General features: G+C 67.8%; 16 protein-coding genes and 1 tRNA gene. 9 read left to right on the top strand and 8 right to left on the bottom strand.

Annotation, left to right across the window (positions count from 1 at the left end; translation table 11 throughout):
* The first annotated feature begins 42 nt into the window (after nucleotides 1–42).
* From QC385_RS40895 to QC385_RS40870, 5 genes are all read left to right on the top strand, one after another.
* Nucleotides 43–708 carry an SAM-dependent methyltransferase gene (locus QC385_RS40895; protein WP_279546524.1) on the top strand — a complete coding sequence of 222 codons (666 nt, stop codon included), beginning with the start codon at nucleotides 43–45 and terminating at the stop codon, nucleotides 706–708.
* Entirely contained in the window at nucleotides 705–1,595 is an 891-nt protein-coding gene (locus QC385_RS40890; RefSeq protein ID WP_279546484.1) for a bifunctional DNA primase/polymerase, read from the top strand. Before QC385_RS40895 ends, QC385_RS40890 begins: the two co-directional genes overlap by 4 nt.
* Before the next feature lie 349 nt (nucleotides 1,596–1,944).
* Nucleotides 1,945–3,120, top strand: coding sequence for a DUF3631 domain-containing protein (locus QC385_RS40880; protein WP_279546482.1), 1,176 nt, complete (start codon nucleotides 1,945–1,947; stop codon nucleotides 3,118–3,120).
* Nucleotides 3,121–3,302: 182 nt separating this feature from the next.
* Complete coding sequence (locus tag QC385_RS40875; protein ID WP_279546481.1) at nucleotides 3,303–3,623, top strand: helix-turn-helix domain-containing protein; 321 nt, start codon at nucleotides 3,303–3,305, stop codon at nucleotides 3,621–3,623.
* A 72-nt stretch (nucleotides 3,624–3,695) separates the two neighbouring features.
* Complete coding sequence (locus QC385_RS40870) at nucleotides 3,696–5,210, top strand: LacI family DNA-binding transcriptional regulator (RefSeq protein WP_279546480.1); 1,515 nt, start codon at nucleotides 3,696–3,698, stop codon at nucleotides 5,208–5,210.
* Between the two features lie 53 nt (nucleotides 5,211–5,263).
* On the opposite strand, the gene QC385_RS40865 is transcribed toward QC385_RS40870, so the two are convergent.
* The 5 genes from QC385_RS40865 to QC385_RS40845 form a co-directional block, all read right to left on the bottom strand.
* Nucleotides 5,264–5,755 carry a HEPN domain-containing protein gene (locus QC385_RS40865; protein WP_279546479.1) on the bottom strand — a complete coding sequence of 164 codons (492 nt, stop codon included), beginning with the start codon at nucleotides 5,753–5,755 and terminating at the stop codon, nucleotides 5,264–5,266.
* Complete coding sequence (locus tag QC385_RS40860) at nucleotides 5,736–6,965, bottom strand: DUF262 domain-containing protein (RefSeq protein WP_279546478.1); 1,230 nt, start codon at nucleotides 6,963–6,965, stop codon at nucleotides 5,736–5,738. The genes QC385_RS40865 and QC385_RS40860 overlap by 20 nt, the downstream gene beginning before the upstream one ends.
* A 246-nt stretch (nucleotides 6,966–7,211) precedes the next feature.
* Nucleotides 7,212–7,285: transfer RNA gene (locus QC385_RS40855), tRNA-Pro, on the bottom strand.
* A gap of 47 nt (nucleotides 7,286–7,332) precedes the next feature.
* A complete protein-coding gene (locus QC385_RS40850) occupies nucleotides 7,333–8,106 on the bottom strand; it encodes a Pr6Pr family membrane protein (protein WP_279546477.1) in 774 nt (257 codons plus the stop codon).
* A gap of 149 nt (nucleotides 8,107–8,255) precedes the next feature.
* Entirely contained in the window at nucleotides 8,256–9,182 is a 927-nt protein-coding gene (locus tag QC385_RS40845) for a metallophosphoesterase (RefSeq protein WP_279546476.1), read from the bottom strand.
* Nucleotides 9,183–9,328: 146 nt separating this feature from the next.
* Between QC385_RS40845 and QC385_RS40840 the strand changes: the two genes are divergently transcribed.
* Nucleotides 9,329–9,793 (top strand): GatB/YqeY domain-containing protein, encoded by a 465-nt coding sequence (locus tag QC385_RS40840; RefSeq protein WP_150482206.1) that lies wholly within the window; start codon nucleotides 9,329–9,331, stop codon nucleotides 9,791–9,793.
* Nucleotides 9,794–9,890: 97 nt separating this feature from the next.
* On the opposite strand, the gene QC385_RS40835 is transcribed toward QC385_RS40840, so the two are convergent.
* Complete coding sequence (locus QC385_RS40835) at nucleotides 9,891–12,185, bottom strand: transglycosylase domain-containing protein (protein ID WP_279546475.1); 2,295 nt, start codon at nucleotides 12,183–12,185, stop codon at nucleotides 9,891–9,893.
* A gap of 408 nt (nucleotides 12,186–12,593) precedes the next feature.
* On the opposite strand from QC385_RS40835, the gene wblA reads away from it, so the two are divergent.
* On the top strand, nucleotides 12,594–12,932 hold the full coding sequence (gene wblA / locus QC385_RS40830; protein WP_010031964.1) for a transcriptional regulator WblA: 339 nt from the start codon (nucleotides 12,594–12,596) through the stop codon (nucleotides 12,930–12,932).
* 146 nt (nucleotides 12,933–13,078) lie between these two features.
* On the opposite strand, the gene QC385_RS40825 is transcribed toward wblA, so the two are convergent.
* Both QC385_RS40825 and QC385_RS40820 read right to left on the bottom strand, forming a co-directional pair.
* Nucleotides 13,079–14,488 (bottom strand): ArsA family ATPase, encoded by a 1,410-nt coding sequence (locus QC385_RS40825; protein WP_279546474.1) that lies wholly within the window; start codon nucleotides 14,486–14,488, stop codon nucleotides 13,079–13,081.
* A 70-nt stretch (nucleotides 14,489–14,558) separates the two neighbouring features.
* Nucleotides 14,559–15,536 (bottom strand): ArsA family ATPase, encoded by a 978-nt coding sequence (locus QC385_RS40820; protein ID WP_150482209.1) that lies wholly within the window; start codon nucleotides 15,534–15,536, stop codon nucleotides 14,559–14,561.
* 130 nt (nucleotides 15,537–15,666) lie between these two features.
* Here QC385_RS40820 and QC385_RS40815 point away from each other — a divergent pair, with 130 nt between their 5' ends.
* The gene (locus tag QC385_RS40815) at nucleotides 15,667–15,825 is read left to right on the top strand and encodes a DUF4177 domain-containing protein (RefSeq protein WP_003991873.1); all 159 of its coding nucleotides are present in this window, start codon (nucleotides 15,667–15,669) and stop codon (nucleotides 15,823–15,825) included.
* A complete protein-coding gene (locus QC385_RS40810) occupies nucleotides 15,825–16,286 on the top strand; it encodes a RidA family protein (RefSeq protein ID WP_279546473.1) in 462 nt (153 codons plus the stop codon). The genes QC385_RS40815 and QC385_RS40810 overlap by 1 nt, the downstream gene beginning before the upstream one ends.
* Nucleotides 16,287–16,420: the final 134 nt, after the last annotated feature.

Genomic DNA, 16,420 nt, shown 5'->3' with positions numbered 1-16,420 from the left:
CGTCGTGCATTCGGCGAGGGCCGTCCGGCCCATGCCACCCAGATGAGGCGCGGCCGACGTCGGCCGCGCGTGCTTGACACCTTCTGCTGCCAGGGTGGCGCCGACATGGGCTACCGCCTGGCTGGCTTCGACGTCGTGGGCGTCGACATCGCCCCGCAGCCCCGTTACCCCTTCACCTTCATCCAGGCCGAAGCGGTGGCGTTCATCAGCGAGCACGGTGCGGAATTCGACTTCATCCACGCCTCCCCGCCGTGCCAACACGACAGCGAGTGCCAGCGCATCCGCGGCAACGCTCACCCCGACCTGATCGCCCCCACCCGCGCCGCCCTGGAGTCCACAGGCCGCCCCTGGGTCATCGAGAACGTGAAGGGCGCGGTGCCGAAGCTGCACGGTCCTGTGATGTTGTGCGGGACGATGTTCGGGCTGGAGACCTACCGGCACCGGTACTTCGAGACCGACGGCTTCACCCTTCCTCAGCCTGCGCACCCCGCTCACCTGGTGCCGCAGGCCAAGATGGGCCGCCCCATCCCACCCGGTCACTTCGGGCAGTTCGTCGGCAACTTCTCCGGCGTCGACCACGCCCGCCGCGTGATGGGTGTGCCGTGGATGAACCGCGACGGCATCCGAGAGTGCGTACCCCCGGCCTACACCCAGTGGCTCGGCACCCACGCGCTCGCCAACCTGACCACTGAGGCGGTGGCCGCATGAACCGTCACCTCCTCTTCGCCGCGTTGGACGCTGCGGAGCGCGGATGGGCCGTCCTCCCGCTCCGGCCTGGCGACAAGCGTCCGGCCCTGCACGGTGAGGACGTCTGCCCCGGTATCGGGGACTGCGCCGGCGGTCACCGCAAGTGGGAAGAGCGCGCCACCATCGACCCGGATCGCATCCGCCGTGCGTGGGGCGACCTGCCGTTCAACGTCGGCATCGCGACCGGACCGTCCGGGCTGGTCGTCGTCGACCTCGACATGCCCAAACGGAAGAGCAGTACGGACACGCCTAACGGCGTGACGACCTTCACGGCGCTCTGTGAGCGCGCCGGACAGACTGTCCCTGCCACCCGCACGGTGCGGACCGCGAACGGCGGAGTCCACCTGTACTTCACCGCCCCGCCCGGCGTCCGGCTCGGCAACACCGCCGGACGGCTCGGCAAACGCATCGACACCCGCGCGTGGGGTGGCTACGTCGTCGCCCCCGGCAGCCTCACCCCCACGGGCGCCTACGCGGTCGTCAGTGACATGCCGCCCGCGCCCCTGCCCGATTGGCTGTACGCCCCCCTGACGGTCCGACAGGCTTCGCGGGCACTAACGGCTGCACCATCGTCCGTACGGGCGACCAGCTACGCCGCAGCGGGCTTAAACGCGGAAACCGCGTCCGTACGGCAGGCACCGGAGGGCGAGCGCAACGCCACGTTGCTGCGGGCGGCGCGAGCCCTGGGGCGGTTCATCGCGTGGGGCGACCTTCCCAGGGAGCAGGTTGAGGAGGCTCTTCAGTGGGCGGGGGAGCAGGCCGGTCTGTCGCCGCGGTCGTGTGAGGCGACCATTCGCAGCGGTCTGAACTGGTCCATTGCTCACAACGGTCAGGGGAAGGCGGCATGAGCACCCCGCCCCGCCCTGCACTGAAGAGCCTCGCAGTCACCCCGACCGGTCCGCGTGCTGCAGCTCAAGCCGCGCCCGGTCCGGCCGTGGGCGAGCCGAAAGGCGCCGCCCGTGAGGGCGTCCGAACTGTTCTTCGTCCTGTCCCGCAGCGGGGCGGCGGCCGGTACCCGGTCGCGTGGCTGTGCATCTCCGCGCCGCGCGGCGCCGTGCCTACCGCCACCTCGAAGTGCCTGTGCGGCAGGGACCGCAGCGCCGTCGGTCACACGAAGGTGCTCGCCCTGATCGAAGACCACACCGCCCACCGCGGCGTATGCCCGCTCCGCACCAACCAGGAAGGGAGGCAGGCGGCATGAGCGCCAATCTGCCGGCACCTGCCATGGACGGCTCCGCACTGCTCGATGAGGTGGAATCCTTCCACCGCCGCTTCAACATCTTCCCCCTCGAAGCCGCGTACGTCGCCGTGACGCTGTGGGATGCACACGCGCACCTGCTCGACTGCTTCGACTCCACACCGCGGCTCGCGTTCCTGTCGCCGGAGCCGGGCTCCGGCAAGTCCCGCGCGTTGGAGATCGTGGAAACCCTCGTGCCGCAACCGATGGTGGCGGTCAACGCCTCGGCCTCCGCGCTCTTCCGCGCGGTGTCCGGGATGGAGGGACGGCCGACCATCCTGTTCGACGAGATCGACACTGTCTTTGGCCCCAAGGCCGGAGAGAACGAACAGCTCCGCGGATTCCTGAACGCTGGGCACCGCCGTTCCGGCGTCATGTGGCGCTGCGTGGGCGACGGTTCCAATCAGCAGGTACAGGAGTTCCCGTCGTTCTGCGGGGTCGCGGTCGCTGGTCTCGGCTCGCTGCCGGACACGATCCTGACCCGCTCCGTCATCGTCCGCATGCGCCGCCGCGCACCGAACGAGCGGGTTGAGCCGTTCCGGCAGCGCATCCACGAGAAGGAGGGCCACGCGCTGCGTGACCGGCTCGCCGCATGGGCACAGTCCGTGCGCCACCTGGTCGACGGGGTGTTCCCGGCACTGCCGGAGGGCATCAGCGACCGGCCCGCGGACGTCTGGGAACCCCTGCTCGCCATCGCGGACGCCGCGGGCGGCGCGTGGCCGGACCGGGCCCGCACCGCGTGCATCGAGCTGGTGAACGCGGCGAAGACCAGCGACAAGGGCAGCATCGGTATCCGCCTGCTCACGGACCTGCGCGACTACGTGTTCAACGGCATCGACCGCCTGCCCACCGTCGCCATCCTCGACCGGCTGCACAGCCTCGAAGAGGCGCCGTGGGCGGACATGAGCGGCAAGCCGCTTGATGCCCGCGGGCTGTCGCGGATGCTGCGGGAGTACATGACCGCGGACAACACCCCCATCGCGGCCCGCAACATCAAGGCAGGCGGGAGCGTCATGAAGGGCTACTACGCGAGCGATCTGCACGACGCGTGGCAGCGCTACTGCCCACCCCCCGCCGAAAGTCCGCTACTTCCGCTACCTCCGCTACCGGGCAGCTCAGAGGCGGTTTCCGGGTAGCGGCAAGCTGCTCCGCATCCGCTACCGCAACACCCCATCCGCTACCCGCCCCGCGGCCACGAACCCGGGGCCGGTAGCGGCTCCATCCGCTACCGCTACCCCTATCCGCTACTTGGATCACGCGCCTGACCAGGGCGGTAGCGGAGGTAGCGGAAGTAGCGGACCTGAGAGGAAGAGGAGCCATGAACTCGGGTGAGATGAACTCCCCCCTTCCCAAGTCCTATTCGGCTGCGGAAGTGGCCGCAGCACTCGACTGCTCCGAGTGGTGGGTGAAGGAGCAGGCACGGCGACGCCGCATCCCGTTCCTTCGGAGCGGCAGCGGTTACCGCTTCACTCGGAGTCACGTCGAAGAGATCTTCCACATCCTTGAAGAACGTCCCGATGCGGTGAACGTGCCACAGATCAGGAGCGCTTCGACTCGCCCGCGGACGTTCGTTCCCTTCGAGGAACCCGCGCCGCAACTGACGGCGCGGCGCCCTCGACGTATGCGCAACGCCGTCTGACGAACTGACGAAAGATCGCGATGGGCGGGAGCCGTATTCGGTTCCCGCCCATCGCTTGTGATGAGAGGAAACATGGGGTTCCCGGAGAACCGCGGCACGTACTGGCGTGGCCGCTTCAAGATCTCAAAGGGCAAGTACGGCACGGTCCTCGACGAGAAAGGCAACGCCATTCGCTTCCGCACGAAGCGCGAAGCCAAGCAGGCTGCCGATGCCGAAGAGGCGAAGGTGCGAGGAGGCACATGGAAAGACCCGGCAGCCGGGCAGATCACCTTTGGTGAGTACGCCTCACGATGGTATGCGGCGCAGGATCTAGCTGCGTCCACGATGCAGAACTACCGTCGCCACCTGGAAGAACACCTACTTCCAGAGTTCGAGGACCGGCCGCTTGCCGCGATCCAACGCACAGACGTCGACGCGTGGGAGAAGAAGGAGAAGGCTTTCTACGCCGTGTCGAGTGTGAAGACGTGGCGAGGCACGCTGCACCTGATCCTCGAAGACGCGGTGGACGACGAACTCATCAGCGCCAACCCTGCCACCAAACGGCGTGGCAGGGGAAAACGCGCGGGCCGGTCGCGCGACCGCGGACCAGAGAAGGTCGTCACAGATCCGATCGGAATCCTCCTGTGCGCTGAGCGAGCCTCTCTCCTTTCCGGGCGTGACGACGAGTTCGTTGCCGTCGTCACCAAGGGCTACACAGGCATGCGGTGGGGCGAAATCGTCGGACTAGAAACCGAGTTCATCCGGCACGCTGCCGTACGCGTGGAATGGCAGCTCTACGAACTCGACTCGGGGGAGTTCGAGCGCTGCCCTCCCAAGGACGACAGCTATCGCACGATCGACGCGCCGCGGTGGCTCACTCGCCTCTGGACCGGTCATATCGCGCGTACTCAGCCCAAGCCTTGTTCCTGCCACGGCAACATCTACATGTTCCGCGGACAGGGCGTGTCCCGCACGGGAGAGACCGGCGCAAAGGTGGTCGACGTGGCAAGACGCGCCGGCGTCTCGACGGGCACCGTGTCCAACGTCCTCAACCGGCCGGACGTTGTAGCCGAAGCCAGCAGAGCGCGTGTGCGGGAGGCCATCGAGGCTCTCGGATTCACGCGTGGCGGGGGCGCCGTCGACCAGGCCGAGCATTGGCGACGGAACGGGTTCGCTACGTGGCTCTTCACGCCAGCCGCCTCCGGCTGGTACCCCAAGAAGGCGCCGCAGGAGGCACGGCCCGTACCAGTGCTTGCCGACCCTTGGCCCGGTGTACCGGCCAGGGGGAGGGGGGCGTCGGCGCGCGCGGACTCCTGCTGGGTACCGATCGCGAAGGGACTCACGCCTCACGGGCTGCGCCACACGCACAAGACGCGTATGGAGGGGTTCCGCACCCCGCCTAAGTTGATGGATGAGCGCATGGGGCACATGGACGGCTCGGTGCAGGCACGCTACACGCACATCACGCGAGAGATGCGAGAGGAACTGTTGGCCAACCTCACAGCCGAGTGGGAGGCATCCTTGGACGCCCGGCTAGCGATGTGTCCGACGTCATCCGTCACCGTACTGAACGGCCTTTTGGCGGAGCGTCTTTCCGGCCGTCCCTGAGCCCATTCCTCCGAGGCCCAGTGCCGTGGGCCTCGGAGGAATTCCTGCGCACACTATGGAAGCATGCGAGAAACCACCCAAGAGTGCAGGTCGTCTACCAGCTTCTTGTAGGTGGCTACGGTCATTTGGCCGCCTTGATAGCTTTGTCCGTGCGCCACCTTATTTCGGATCTCGATCAGCTTGCCTAGCGAGTTTCTCCGTTCGTCCCGACCCAGAAAATCGGCGATCTCCGACTTCCATGGATCCCCGAAGCGCGCTACGAGTTCTTCCAGCGCGGTCGGCCCCAGGTTTGGGGCCCTTTTGAAGAAGGACATCACGAAGTTTTGTGGACTTCCGCCGACGGCGCCACCTAGGTAACCGGTGATGGATATGAACATCAGTTGTTCTAAGTATCCGGAAAGTCGGATGCACATGTACTTGTGCATGTCGTCGTGCAGGGGAATTGACATCGAAAGGAGTCCTTGGGTGTACCTCTGATAGGAGGCATCCAACTCGGACTTCAGCGAGCTGATTTGTCTGCGTGCGTCACTCCTGCTCAGCGCCAAGGGGTTCTCCCTGGAAGGCTGCCGTCGCGAGTCGGATACGCAGCCGCACTTGGTCGGCGTGAGAGGTGCTCTCTGCTACAGCTTTCTGGTACATGGTGTTTGCCTTGAGCTGGCTTAGAGCTGTGGTCACAGACTCTGGGGTATGGGATTTGCCGTTCTCAAGGGCGGTCATAAGTCCGACGAGCACCGCGTCAGTGTGCGCGGCGTTCACCTGAGTGCCCTTGATTCTCAGTGCCGATTCCCCGGTCTCCCCGGTCTCCCCGCCCTCCCCGGTCCCTTCCCTGAGCAAAGCGGTGGCCTTTGTGAACCGATCACGGATGCCCTCGTGGTCTGGGGGAAGTTCGTCTTGATACAACTCCAGATAGTTGTTCAGGAACTGCGCCATTGGCGGCCGGAAAGACTGCGATCCGTGGCCTGTGGGAATGAGGGCGATGGCGCGCAGGATTAGTTCGTGGTCTTTCAGGTCCCGGTTGTGCTCACCGAAGATGGCTCGCCAGTTCGGGTCCTTGTTCAAATCCCGAACGAAATTTACGGTCGCGCCCGCGTAGAGGGCAACTCGGATCTGCTGCGGCTTGAGGTTGGTCCCGCCACTGTTGATGCGCTCAAAGAGCGAGTACACCCCTCGCCTGCCCTCGGGTCCTCTCGGAACGACGATGGTCGCCTGGATGAACGTGTTGTCGAAGAGCCTGCGATCTTTCGGATCAAGCGTTTCATACGTGGCACCCTTCGCGTCATCGCCGACGTATCGAAGGGAAAACTTGCGCGCTCCAGCTTTTGTCCAGTACTTACCGTGCTTGAATGCTTGGAATGTGGAGAGGCGCTGTTGCCCATCAAGTACCAAGTAACGGCGGTCTGACAGTTCGACGAGGAAGATGCCCGGGACTGGGTAGCCGAGCAGGATGGACTCGATGAAGCGGTCCATCTGCTTCTTCTTCCAGACAAGGCCGCGCTGGAACCCTTCGTAGCCGGCGATGTCATCCTCAGCCAGCGGCTCGAACGTCGGGATTATGAAGGTCCCGTCGTCGAGCCGTTTGACAAGACCGTCGACATCAAAGTCCGCGCCGAAGTATCGGAGCGCGTCCTCCGCGCGTACAGGCTCAGTCTCGATTGCGCCTGCATCCGAGTCGTCTACAGGAGACTCCTCTGGAACCTCGCTCTCGCTCGGGTCCTCGTGCTCATCGGGCTCGGCGGCTGCTGGTTCTTCTGCCATGGCGAGAGCTTAGTAGCTTGCTACTGGGACATGTTGGGCCCTCACGGAAGCTATGTGAGCGCGCCGTCGTCGGGCACTGCGTGCGGTACCTCACGCTGTCGGAGCGCGATGGGGACGCAACGTCGGCCTTCCGCTGCCGAGTGCAGATTCCAAGATCTTCTCCCAGATTTCTCCCAGGAGGCACCGGAAACCACTCAGGGGCCCGACCCGCTGAGCGGATCAGGCCCCTGACCTGGTACTTCACTGTCGGGGTGGCGGGATTTGAACCCACGACCTCTTCGTCCCGAACGAAGCGCGCTGCCAAGCTGCGCTACACCCCGATGTCGCTGCTGTCGCGGCGACGACGTTTACTTTAGCCCACTGGTGGCTAGAGACGAAATCCGGTTTTCCAGGGGTGGCGGAGGGGGTTCGGGCGGGCGCGGTCGAGGGCCACGAGGAGCGTCGCGAGGGCGTAGAAGGAGAGGCCGAGGAGGAGGGCGTTGCCCAGGACCTTCTTGTAGCCGTCCTGGTCGACGTCCAGGAAGGGGTAGAGGTAGCGGTCGGGGGTGCCCGGGAGGAGCAGTTCGCCTCGGATGAGGGAGAAGGCCAGGTAGGCCAGGGGGTAGAGGAGCCAGATGCTGGCCTGGCGCAGGTGCAGGCGGCCCGGGGTCGTGAGCAGGAGCCAGTCCAGTACGGCCGCGATCGGGATCAGCGTGTGGAGGGTGTGGTGGGCGACGGCCTGCCAGCCCGTCGGAGCGGCCGCGGCCTCGCCCGTGAGGGAGAAGGGGCTCGCCTCGTTCGCCAGGAGCAGGTGGTGCACCAGGCCGGCGATGACGACGTAGAGCAGGGTCGCGCCCAGCACGGAACCCGGTAGCGGGCGGCTGGCCGTCCAGGCGCGGCGGGCCGAGAAGGCCATGACCAGCGCGAGCAGGATGTTGCTCTGGATCGCGAAGTAGCCCAGGGTTCGGGACGGGTCTCCCAGGAGCAGTTCGAGCGTCACGCCGGCGGCGGCCGCCAGGGCGACCAGCAGCCGGAAGGCCGCGGCAGCCGGGCGGCGGACCGGGGTGACGACAGCCGTGGCGGGGACGGGGGAGGGCTTCAGTGCGGGCTTGCCCGGAATCGCTGGGAGGTCCGGTATGTCCCTGGGTATCGGGGCGGTCATGCCCCCACGCTGGCAGAAGCGGATATAGGGGGCGATTCGGGCGGGCTGTGTGGGTTAACAGCCCCGCCGTCTCTCACCGTCTGCCACGGCCTCTCGATTCTCAGGAGCCCTACCGCCCACACGGGCCCTACCCGCGGGCAGTGGCTCCGCTACTCCCGCCCCACCAACGTCAGCAACGTCGCCTCCGGCGGGCACGCGAACCGCACGGGTGTGTAGCGGCTCGTGCCGCAGCCCGCCGAGACGTGCAGGTACGACGTACGGCCCTCCGCCGTGTGCGTGGACAGGCCCTTCACGCGGTCCGTGTCCAGGTCGCAGTTGGTGACCAGGGCGCCGTAGAAGGGGATGCACAGCTGGCCGCCGTGGGTGTGGCCGGCGAGGATCAAGGGGTAGGCATCGGCGGTGAAGGCGTCCAGCGTGCGCAGGTACGGCGCGTGGACCACGCCCATGGAGAAGTCGGCCGAGTCCGACGGGCCGCCGGCCACCTGCTCGTAGCGGTCCCGCTTGATGTGCGGGTCGTCCAGGCCCGTCAGCTCCAGCGAGACACCCTCGATCTTGAGCGTGCCGCGCGTGTTCGTCAGGTTCAGCCAGCCCGCCGCGTCGAAGGCGTCCCGCAGGTCCTCCCACGGGTTGTGCACCACGCCGACGGCCGGCGGGTTGCCGTTCAGGCCGTGGCGGCCCTGCACCTTTTCCAGCAGGTAGCGGGCGGGGTTGCGGAACATGGGGCCGTAGTAGTCGTTGGAGCCGAAGACGTACGCGCCCGGGAACTCCATCAGGGGGCCGAGCGAGTCCAGGACCTCCGGGACGCCCTCCGAGTCGGAGAGGTTGTCGCCGGTGTTGATCACGAAGTCGGGGCGCAGGCCCGCCAGGGAGCGCAGCCAGCGCTGCTTCTTGCGCTGACCACTGACCATGTGGATGTCGGAGACCTGGAGCACGCGCAGGGGGCGCATTCCCGAGGGCAGGACCGGGACCGTGACCCGGCGGAGGCGGAAGGAGCGGGCCTCGAAGCCCGCCGCGTACAACAGACCGGCGGCACCAGCCGCCGCGATTCCCAGGGGGACTCCGTATCGCGCGTGCATATGACCATCGTGTCAGACTGCGGGGGTCGCCTGCCTCCGGCGGTGCGCGAAATGCCCCGGCGGTACCGGCCCCTAAACCGTCCCCAGGATCACGGCCCCACAAATCAAGGGGCGTCTTTCTGTCCGCACCTGCGACAATCAACCCCATGACCACGCTCAAGTCGAAGCTGCAGGATGACCTCAACGCCGCGATCAAGGAGCGCGACGAGCTGCGCTCCTCGACGCTCCGGCTGACGCTCGCCGCGATCACCAAGGAGGAGGTCGCGGGCAAGGAGAAGCGCGAGCTCTCCGACGACGAGGTGCAGAAGGTGATCACCCGCGAGGCGAAGAAGCGTCGCGAGGCCGCCGAGGCCTTCGCGCAGGGTGGTCGTGCCGAGAGCGCCGAGCGCGAGAAGGCCGAGGGCGAGGTGCTCGCCGAGTACCTGCCCAAGCAGCTGTCCGACGAGGAGCTCCAGCAGATCGTGGCCCAGGCCGTCGAGGAGGCCAGGGCCGCAGGTGCGGAGGGGCCGCGGGCCATGGGTGCCGTCATGAAGATCGTGAACCCGAAGGTGGCCGGTCAGGCCGAGGGCGGCCGCGTCGCCGCCGCGGTGAAGAAGCTGCTGGCCGGCTGACCCGGCCCTGGACCGCAGAGGGCGGCCCCCACTCCCCGAAGAAGGGGAGCGGGGGCCGCCCTCTGTCAGTCACGCCCCGCTCAGTCACACCGGCGGATCAGCCGAACCGCCCGCCGTTGCCGTTCCCGCCCCCGTTGTCCTGGCCCCGGAAGAAGCCCTCCGGAATGGAGAAGGAAGGCGTCGGGAAGGGGTCGTCGCCCCCGCCGCCGTTGTTGCCGCCGACCAGGCCGCCGATGAAGCCGTTGCCGTTGCCGTTGTCACCGTCGCCGCGGCCCTCGTCGTCGCCGTGCCCGTCGCCGCGGTCCCGGTCGATGCCGTCGGGGATGTGGACGGTGTTGAACTGCTCGACGGGCTTGCCCTCCAGCGCGCCGCTCATCATGTCGCTCCAGATCGGGCCGGGGACCTCACCGCCGAAGACCTTGCCGTACGACCGGCCGCCGATGGTGATGTTGGTCATCTTCCGCTTGTGGGCCGGGTCTCCGACCCACACGGCACCGGCCATGTTCGGCGTGTAGCCCACGAACCAGGCCGCGTAGCGCTCGTCCGTCGTACCGGTCTTGCCGGCGCTGGGGCGGCTGTCGAGGCCGGCCTTCTTACCCGTGCCGTCCTCGACGACGCCCTTCAGCAGCGCGTTGATGGTGTCGGCGGTCTTCTCCGACATCGCTCGCGAGCAGGTCGACTTCGGGACCTGGAGCGACTTCTTCTGGTCTCCGACGCGCTGGGTGACCGACTCGATGGCGACCGGCGTGCAGTGCATCCCGCGCGAGGCGAAGGTCGCGTACGCGTTCGCCATGGTCAGCGGGGACATCTCCTGGGTGCCGAGGGCGATGGAGGGCACCTGGGGCATCTTGTCGCCGTCGGCCCGCACCACGCCCATCTTCTTCGCCATCGTCGTGACCGGGCAGATGCCGATGTCGCTGATCATCTGCACGTAGTAGGTGTTGACCGACTTGGCGGTCGCTTCCTTCATGTCGTACGGGCCGACCTCGGACTCGTTCTCGTTCTCGAGCTTGGCGGGGTCGGTCCGGCTGTTCTTCCAGACCTTGCCGTCGCACGCCGAGACGGGGCTCGGGTACGCCATCTGGTACGGCGAGGAGTACACCTTGTTCGCCGGCATGCCGTCCTCGAGGGCCGCGGCGGCCACGATCGGCTTGAACGTCGAACCGGGCTGGTAGCCCATGCCGCCGCCCATGTCGCCGTCGACGGACAGGTTGAGGGTCGTCTCGCCCTTCTTGATGTCGACGCCGTACGGACGCGACTGGCCCATGGCGAGGACCTTGCCGGTGCCGGGCTGGACGAGGGTGGCGGCGGTGGCCACATCGTCGCTCCGGTAGACGTGGTCCTTGATGGACGCCTGTGCCGCGTCCTGGGCCTGGGGGTCCATGGTGGTGCGGACGGTGAGGCCGCCCTGGTTCCAGACCTTCGCCCGCTTCTCCTTGGTCTTGCCGAAGACCGGGTCGTTCAGGAAGACCTCGCGCACGTAGTCGCAGAAGAAGCCAGCGCCCTTGACCGCCGTGATGCAGCCGTTCTTGGGCTTGCTGACCTTCAGGCCCAGCGGCGCCTTCATCGCCTCGGCGGCCTGCGCCCGGGAGATGTCGCCGACGTCGGCCATGCGCCGGAGCACGATGTTGCGGCGCTTGGTGGCCTCCGCCTCGTCGTTGACCGGGTCGTACCGGCTGGGCGACTGGACGATGCCCGCGAGGAGGGCCGCCTCCTGGACGTTCAGATCCTTGGCGGACTTGGAGAAGTAGCGCTGGGCCGCGGCCTCGATGCCGTAGGCCTGCTGGCCGAAGAACGTGATGTTCAGGTAGTTCTCGAGGATCTTCTTCTTCCCGAGCTCCTCCTCGACCTGGATCGCGTACTTCAGTTCGCGGATCTTGCGGCCGATGGTCTGCTGGGTGGCCTGCGCGACCTTCGTCGGGTCGTTGCCGGCCTCCTCGACGAAGACGTTCTTCACGTACTGCTGCGTCAGGGTCGAGGCGCCCTGGGCGACCTCACCGCTGCGCGCGTTCTTGTTGAGGGCGCGCAGGACGCCCTTCAGGTCGACCGCGCCGTGCTGGTAGAAGCGCGAGTCCTCGATCGCGACGATCGCCTTCTGCATGTACGGCGAGATGTCCTTGAGGGGGACCACCGTGCGGTCGCGCGAGTAGACCGTGGCGATCTGGCCGCCGTCGGCGTCGAGGATCGTGGTGCGCTGGCTCAGGGGCGGGGTCTTCATGTTGGCCGGGAGCTCGTCGAAGCTCTCGACCGATCCCTTCGCCGCCAGCCCCAGCGCTCCCACCGCGGGCAGCGCGATACCGGCCAGCACGGCTCCCGCGAGAACACTGACACCGAGGAACTTGGCGGCCTGCTGCGTGGGTGACAGACCACCGCCCGAGCGCTTCTTTGGCATGAGGGCAGCCTACGTTGCCATTCGCCGGACAGGCGTATAGGCCTTGGCCTAAGCTGCTCTCAACTGTCACAGCAGTGAGGCCACGTATCAATACGTCCGGCGACCCCGAATCGTTCCGGGTGTTCCCCAACTTTTTTGATGGGGTCGTGTCCGAATCCGCCTTGTGTGTCATACGGCGTCCGTTGTGACGCAACTGAACTGTCCTGGTTTGCCGGGAAGGTTACGTATGTCGCCAGCTCACTCCCCCGGGTGATCTGCCGCTTACCCATAGTCCGTTCGGACCATTCAAGATTGGGCCCGCTGGGGGTGTTGCGCTGTGCCCACCTTCCGTAACGTCCTCAACTGGCGGCGGTGAATATGCCGCTGCCGCCGTGGGGGAGCCTCGATTCGGGAGAGGACGGCGCCGGTATGGGCTGGGTAGTCGACTGGAGTGCGCAGGCGGCCTGCCGCACTACCGATCCGGATGAACTGTTCGTTCAAGGAGCGGCGCAGAACAGGGCCAAGGCGGTGTGCACCGGATGCCCGGTGCGCACGGAGTGCCTGGCCGACGCGCTGGACAACCGCGTCGAGTTCGGCGTGTGGGGAGGCATGACGGAGCGGGAGCGCCGCGCACTGCTGCGCAGGCGGCCCACCGTGACCTCCTGGCGCCGGCTGTTGGAGACGGCGCGTACGGAGTACGAGCGCGGCACGGGCATCGTGCCCCTCGACGACGACGAGGTCTACGAGAACTACGCGGCGGTGAGCTGAGGGGTTCCCTCCGGGAGCTTCGAAGGTCAGAGGGCCCTCGACGGGCCCTTCGCCATCATCACCGGCTTGCCCGCAGGCACTACCGGCTTGCCCGCAGGCACTTGCTCAGGCGCTCGCCCAGGCTCTCGTCTCGGGCAGGCACTTGCTCAGGCGCTCGCCTCGGGTCGGGTGTCCGCGTCCGGCAGCTCGGAGTCGTCGGCGGGGTCGGGAAGCTCGCGCTCGTTCGCCGCGAGCCGGTCGCCGATGTCGCGCAGTCCCGCGAGGTCGTGCACGTCGCCGGGCAGCGCGCCCACTTCTGTCACGGCCACCTCCGGGTGGAGCGCGGTGAAGCGGTCACGCGTGCGCTGCTCACGGGAGAGCAACTGCATACGGTCGGCGTGCAGCCGCAACAGACCTGCCGTGAGCTGGTCGACGGAGCGCTCGGTGTTCTCGGCGTCCTCGGCGGGGGAGCCACCGTCAGAAGCCTCAAGCGCAGCCGGAGCTGGTGTTTCGGTTGTGGGAGAGCCTGAACTGTCGTACGTGTCGGGGGAGTTACGAAGTACTGCTTTCCCGCCCTCCTGATCCACAATGCGGGGTTCTTCAAGATTTTCGGCGGCGGCGAGCGCCCGCTCGGCCGACAGCCGGTCGGCGCCGCTGCCGTGCACCCGGTTGAGCACCAGCCCGGCGAGCGGCATGTCCTCCGCGGCCAGCCGCTCCACGAAGTACGCGGCCTCGCGCAGCGCGTCCCGCTCCGGGGCCGCGACCACGAGGAACGCCGTGCCGGGCGCCTGGAGCAGCTTGTACGTCGCGTCCGCACGCGTGCGGAATCCGCCGAAGGTCGTGTCCATCGCGGACACGAACGTCTGGACGTCCTTGAGGAGCTGGCCGCCGAGGAGCTTGCCGAGGGTGCCGGTCATCATCGACATCCCGACGTTCAGGAACTTCATCCCGGCCCGGCCGCCCAGCTTCGCCGGCGCCGTCAGCAGCCGGATCAGCCGCCCGTCCAGGAACGACCCGAGCCGCTTGGGCGCGTCCAGGAAGTCCAGCGCCGAGCGGGACGGCGGGGTGTCGACGATGATCAGGTCCCACTCGTCCCGGGCCCGCAGCTGCCCGAGCTTCTCCATCGCCATGTACTCCTGCGTGCCCGCGAAGCCCGCCGAGAGCGACTGGTAGAAGGGGTTGCCCAGGATCGCGGCGGCCCGCTCGGGGTCCGCGTGCGCCTCGACGATCTCGTCGAAGGTGCGCTTCATGTCGAGCATCATCGCGTGCAGCTCGCCGCCCGCGGAGTCGTCGATGCCCTTCACGCGGCGCGGGGTGTTGTCGAGGGAGTCGATGCCCATGGACTGGGCGAGCCGGCGGGCCGGGTCGATGGTGAGGACGACCACTTTGCGGCCCCGCTCGGCCGCGCGCAGCCCCAGGGCCGCCGCGGTCGTGGTCTTGCCGACCCCGCCCGAGCCGCAGCACACCACGATGCGGGTCTTCGGGTCCTCCAGCAGCGGATCGATGTCGAGCACGCGCGCGGGGGACAGGTGGTGGCGGGCCGGGTCGTGGGTGTGGGCCGGGTCCGGACGACTCATGACATCCCCTGCTTCCGACTCAAGACGGGCCTTGCCTGTGTGCTGTTCCGGGGGCAGCGGCCTGCCCGGCTCATGACACGCCCTGCTCGCGCAGCTCGCGGGCCAGCTCGTACAGCCCCGCCAGGTCCATGCCCTCGGCGAACAGCGGCAGTTCGTGCAGCGGCAGGCCCAGCTCGGTGAGCACCGCGCGCTGCTCGTGCTCCAGCGTGTACCGCTCGGCGTACTCCTCGGCCTGGGTGAGCAGCGGATCCACCAGCCGCTCCGCACGCCCGCCGCGCCTCGCCCCGCCGAGCCCGGCGGACGACAGCGACCGCGCAACCGTGGAACGCGGGACCGTCCGTACGAGTTCCAGGTCGGCCGCGTCCAACACCTCCGGCCGCACCATGTTCACGATGATCCGCCCCACCGGCAGCCGCGCCGACCGCAGCTCGGCGATGCCGTCCACGGTCTCCTGGACGGGCATCTCCTCCAGCAGCGTCACCAGGTGCACGGCCGTCTCCGGCGACTTCAGCACCCGCATCACTGCCTGCGCCTGATTGTGTATCGGGCCGATCTTGGCGAGACCGGCCACCTCGTCGTTGACGTTCAGGAAGCGCGTGATGCGCCCGGTGGGCGGGGCGTCCATGACGACGTAGTCGTACGCGAACCGCCCGCTGCGGTCCTTGCGCCGCACCGCCTCGCATGCCTTGCCGGTGAGGAGTACGTCCCTCAGACCGGGCGCGATGGTGGTGGCGAAGTCGATCGCCCCGAGCTTCTTCAGGGCCCGTCCGGCGCTCCCCAGCTTGTAGAACATCTGGAGGTAGTCCAGAAGGGCCAGTTCGGGGTCGATGGCCAGCGCGTACACCTCCCCGCCCCCGGGAGCGACGGCGATCTTCCGCTCCTCATAAGGCAGCGCCTCCGTTTCGAAGAGCTGCGCGATGCCCTGACGGCCCTCGACCTCGACGAGAAGCGTCCGCTTCCCCTCCGTGGCCAGGGCCAGCGCTAGGGCCGCGGCCACCGTCGTCTTGCCGGTACCGCCCTTGCCACTGACGACCTGGAGCCTGCTCACGTATTCGAGCCTAACCAGTCCGTGCCCGGGCTACGCGGGAGGCTGTGGATAACCATCGCCGAGGAGGGCGGGCGTCCGGGGGCGTGGTCGGCCGTGTGACCCCTCTCCGGCAGCGGCTAGAGTCGGCCGCATGACCAAGTGGGAATACGCAACCGTGCCGCTGCTCGTCCACGCCACGAAGCAGATTCTGGACACCTGGGGCGAGGACGGCTGGGAGCTCGTCCAGGTCGTGCCCGGGCCGAACAACCCCGAGCAGCTCGTGGCCTACCTGAAGCGGGAGAAGCAGTAATGAGCGTCGTCGAGGCGAAGCTGGCCGAGCTCGGCCTCAGCCTGCCCGACGTCGTCCCGCCGCTCGCCGCGTACCAGCCGGCCGTGCAGTCCGGGCCGTACGTCTACACCGCCGGGCAGCTGCCGATGGTGGACGGCAAGCTTCCGGTCACCGGCAAGGTCGGTGCGGAGGTCACCCCGGAAGAGGCCAAGGAGCTGGCACGCACGTGTGCGCTGAACGCCCTGGCCGCCGTCAAGTCCGTCGCCGGTGACCTGGACCGCATCGCACGCGTGGTGAAGGTCGTCGGCTTCGTGGCCTCGGCCTCCGACTTCACGGGCCAGCCCGCGGTGCTGAACGGCGCCAGCGAGCTGCTCGGCGAGGTCCTCGGCGACAAGGGCGTGCACGCGCGCAGCGCGGTGGGTGTGGCGGTGCTGCCGCTGGACGCACCGGTGGAGGTCGAGATCCAGGTGGAGCTCGCGTAACACCGTTTCGGCGGTCCTAGGGCGTGTCCGCAAAGTCCCGCCTGCCCCGCGACGCCCGGCACGCCCTCTCGCCGCACCGGGCGAACACCCACGTACAACCAGTACGCGGGCGTCCGCCCGGCACTCCCCCAGCC

Origin of the sequence: Streptomyces sp. DH10, from assembly GCF_029813805.1 — a bacterium.
In the GTDB taxonomy this organism is placed as follows: domain Bacteria; phylum Actinomycetota; class Actinomycetes; order Streptomycetales; family Streptomycetaceae; genus Streptomyces; species Streptomyces coeruleofuscus.
This window is presented reverse-complemented; position numbering and strand designations above follow the sequence as displayed.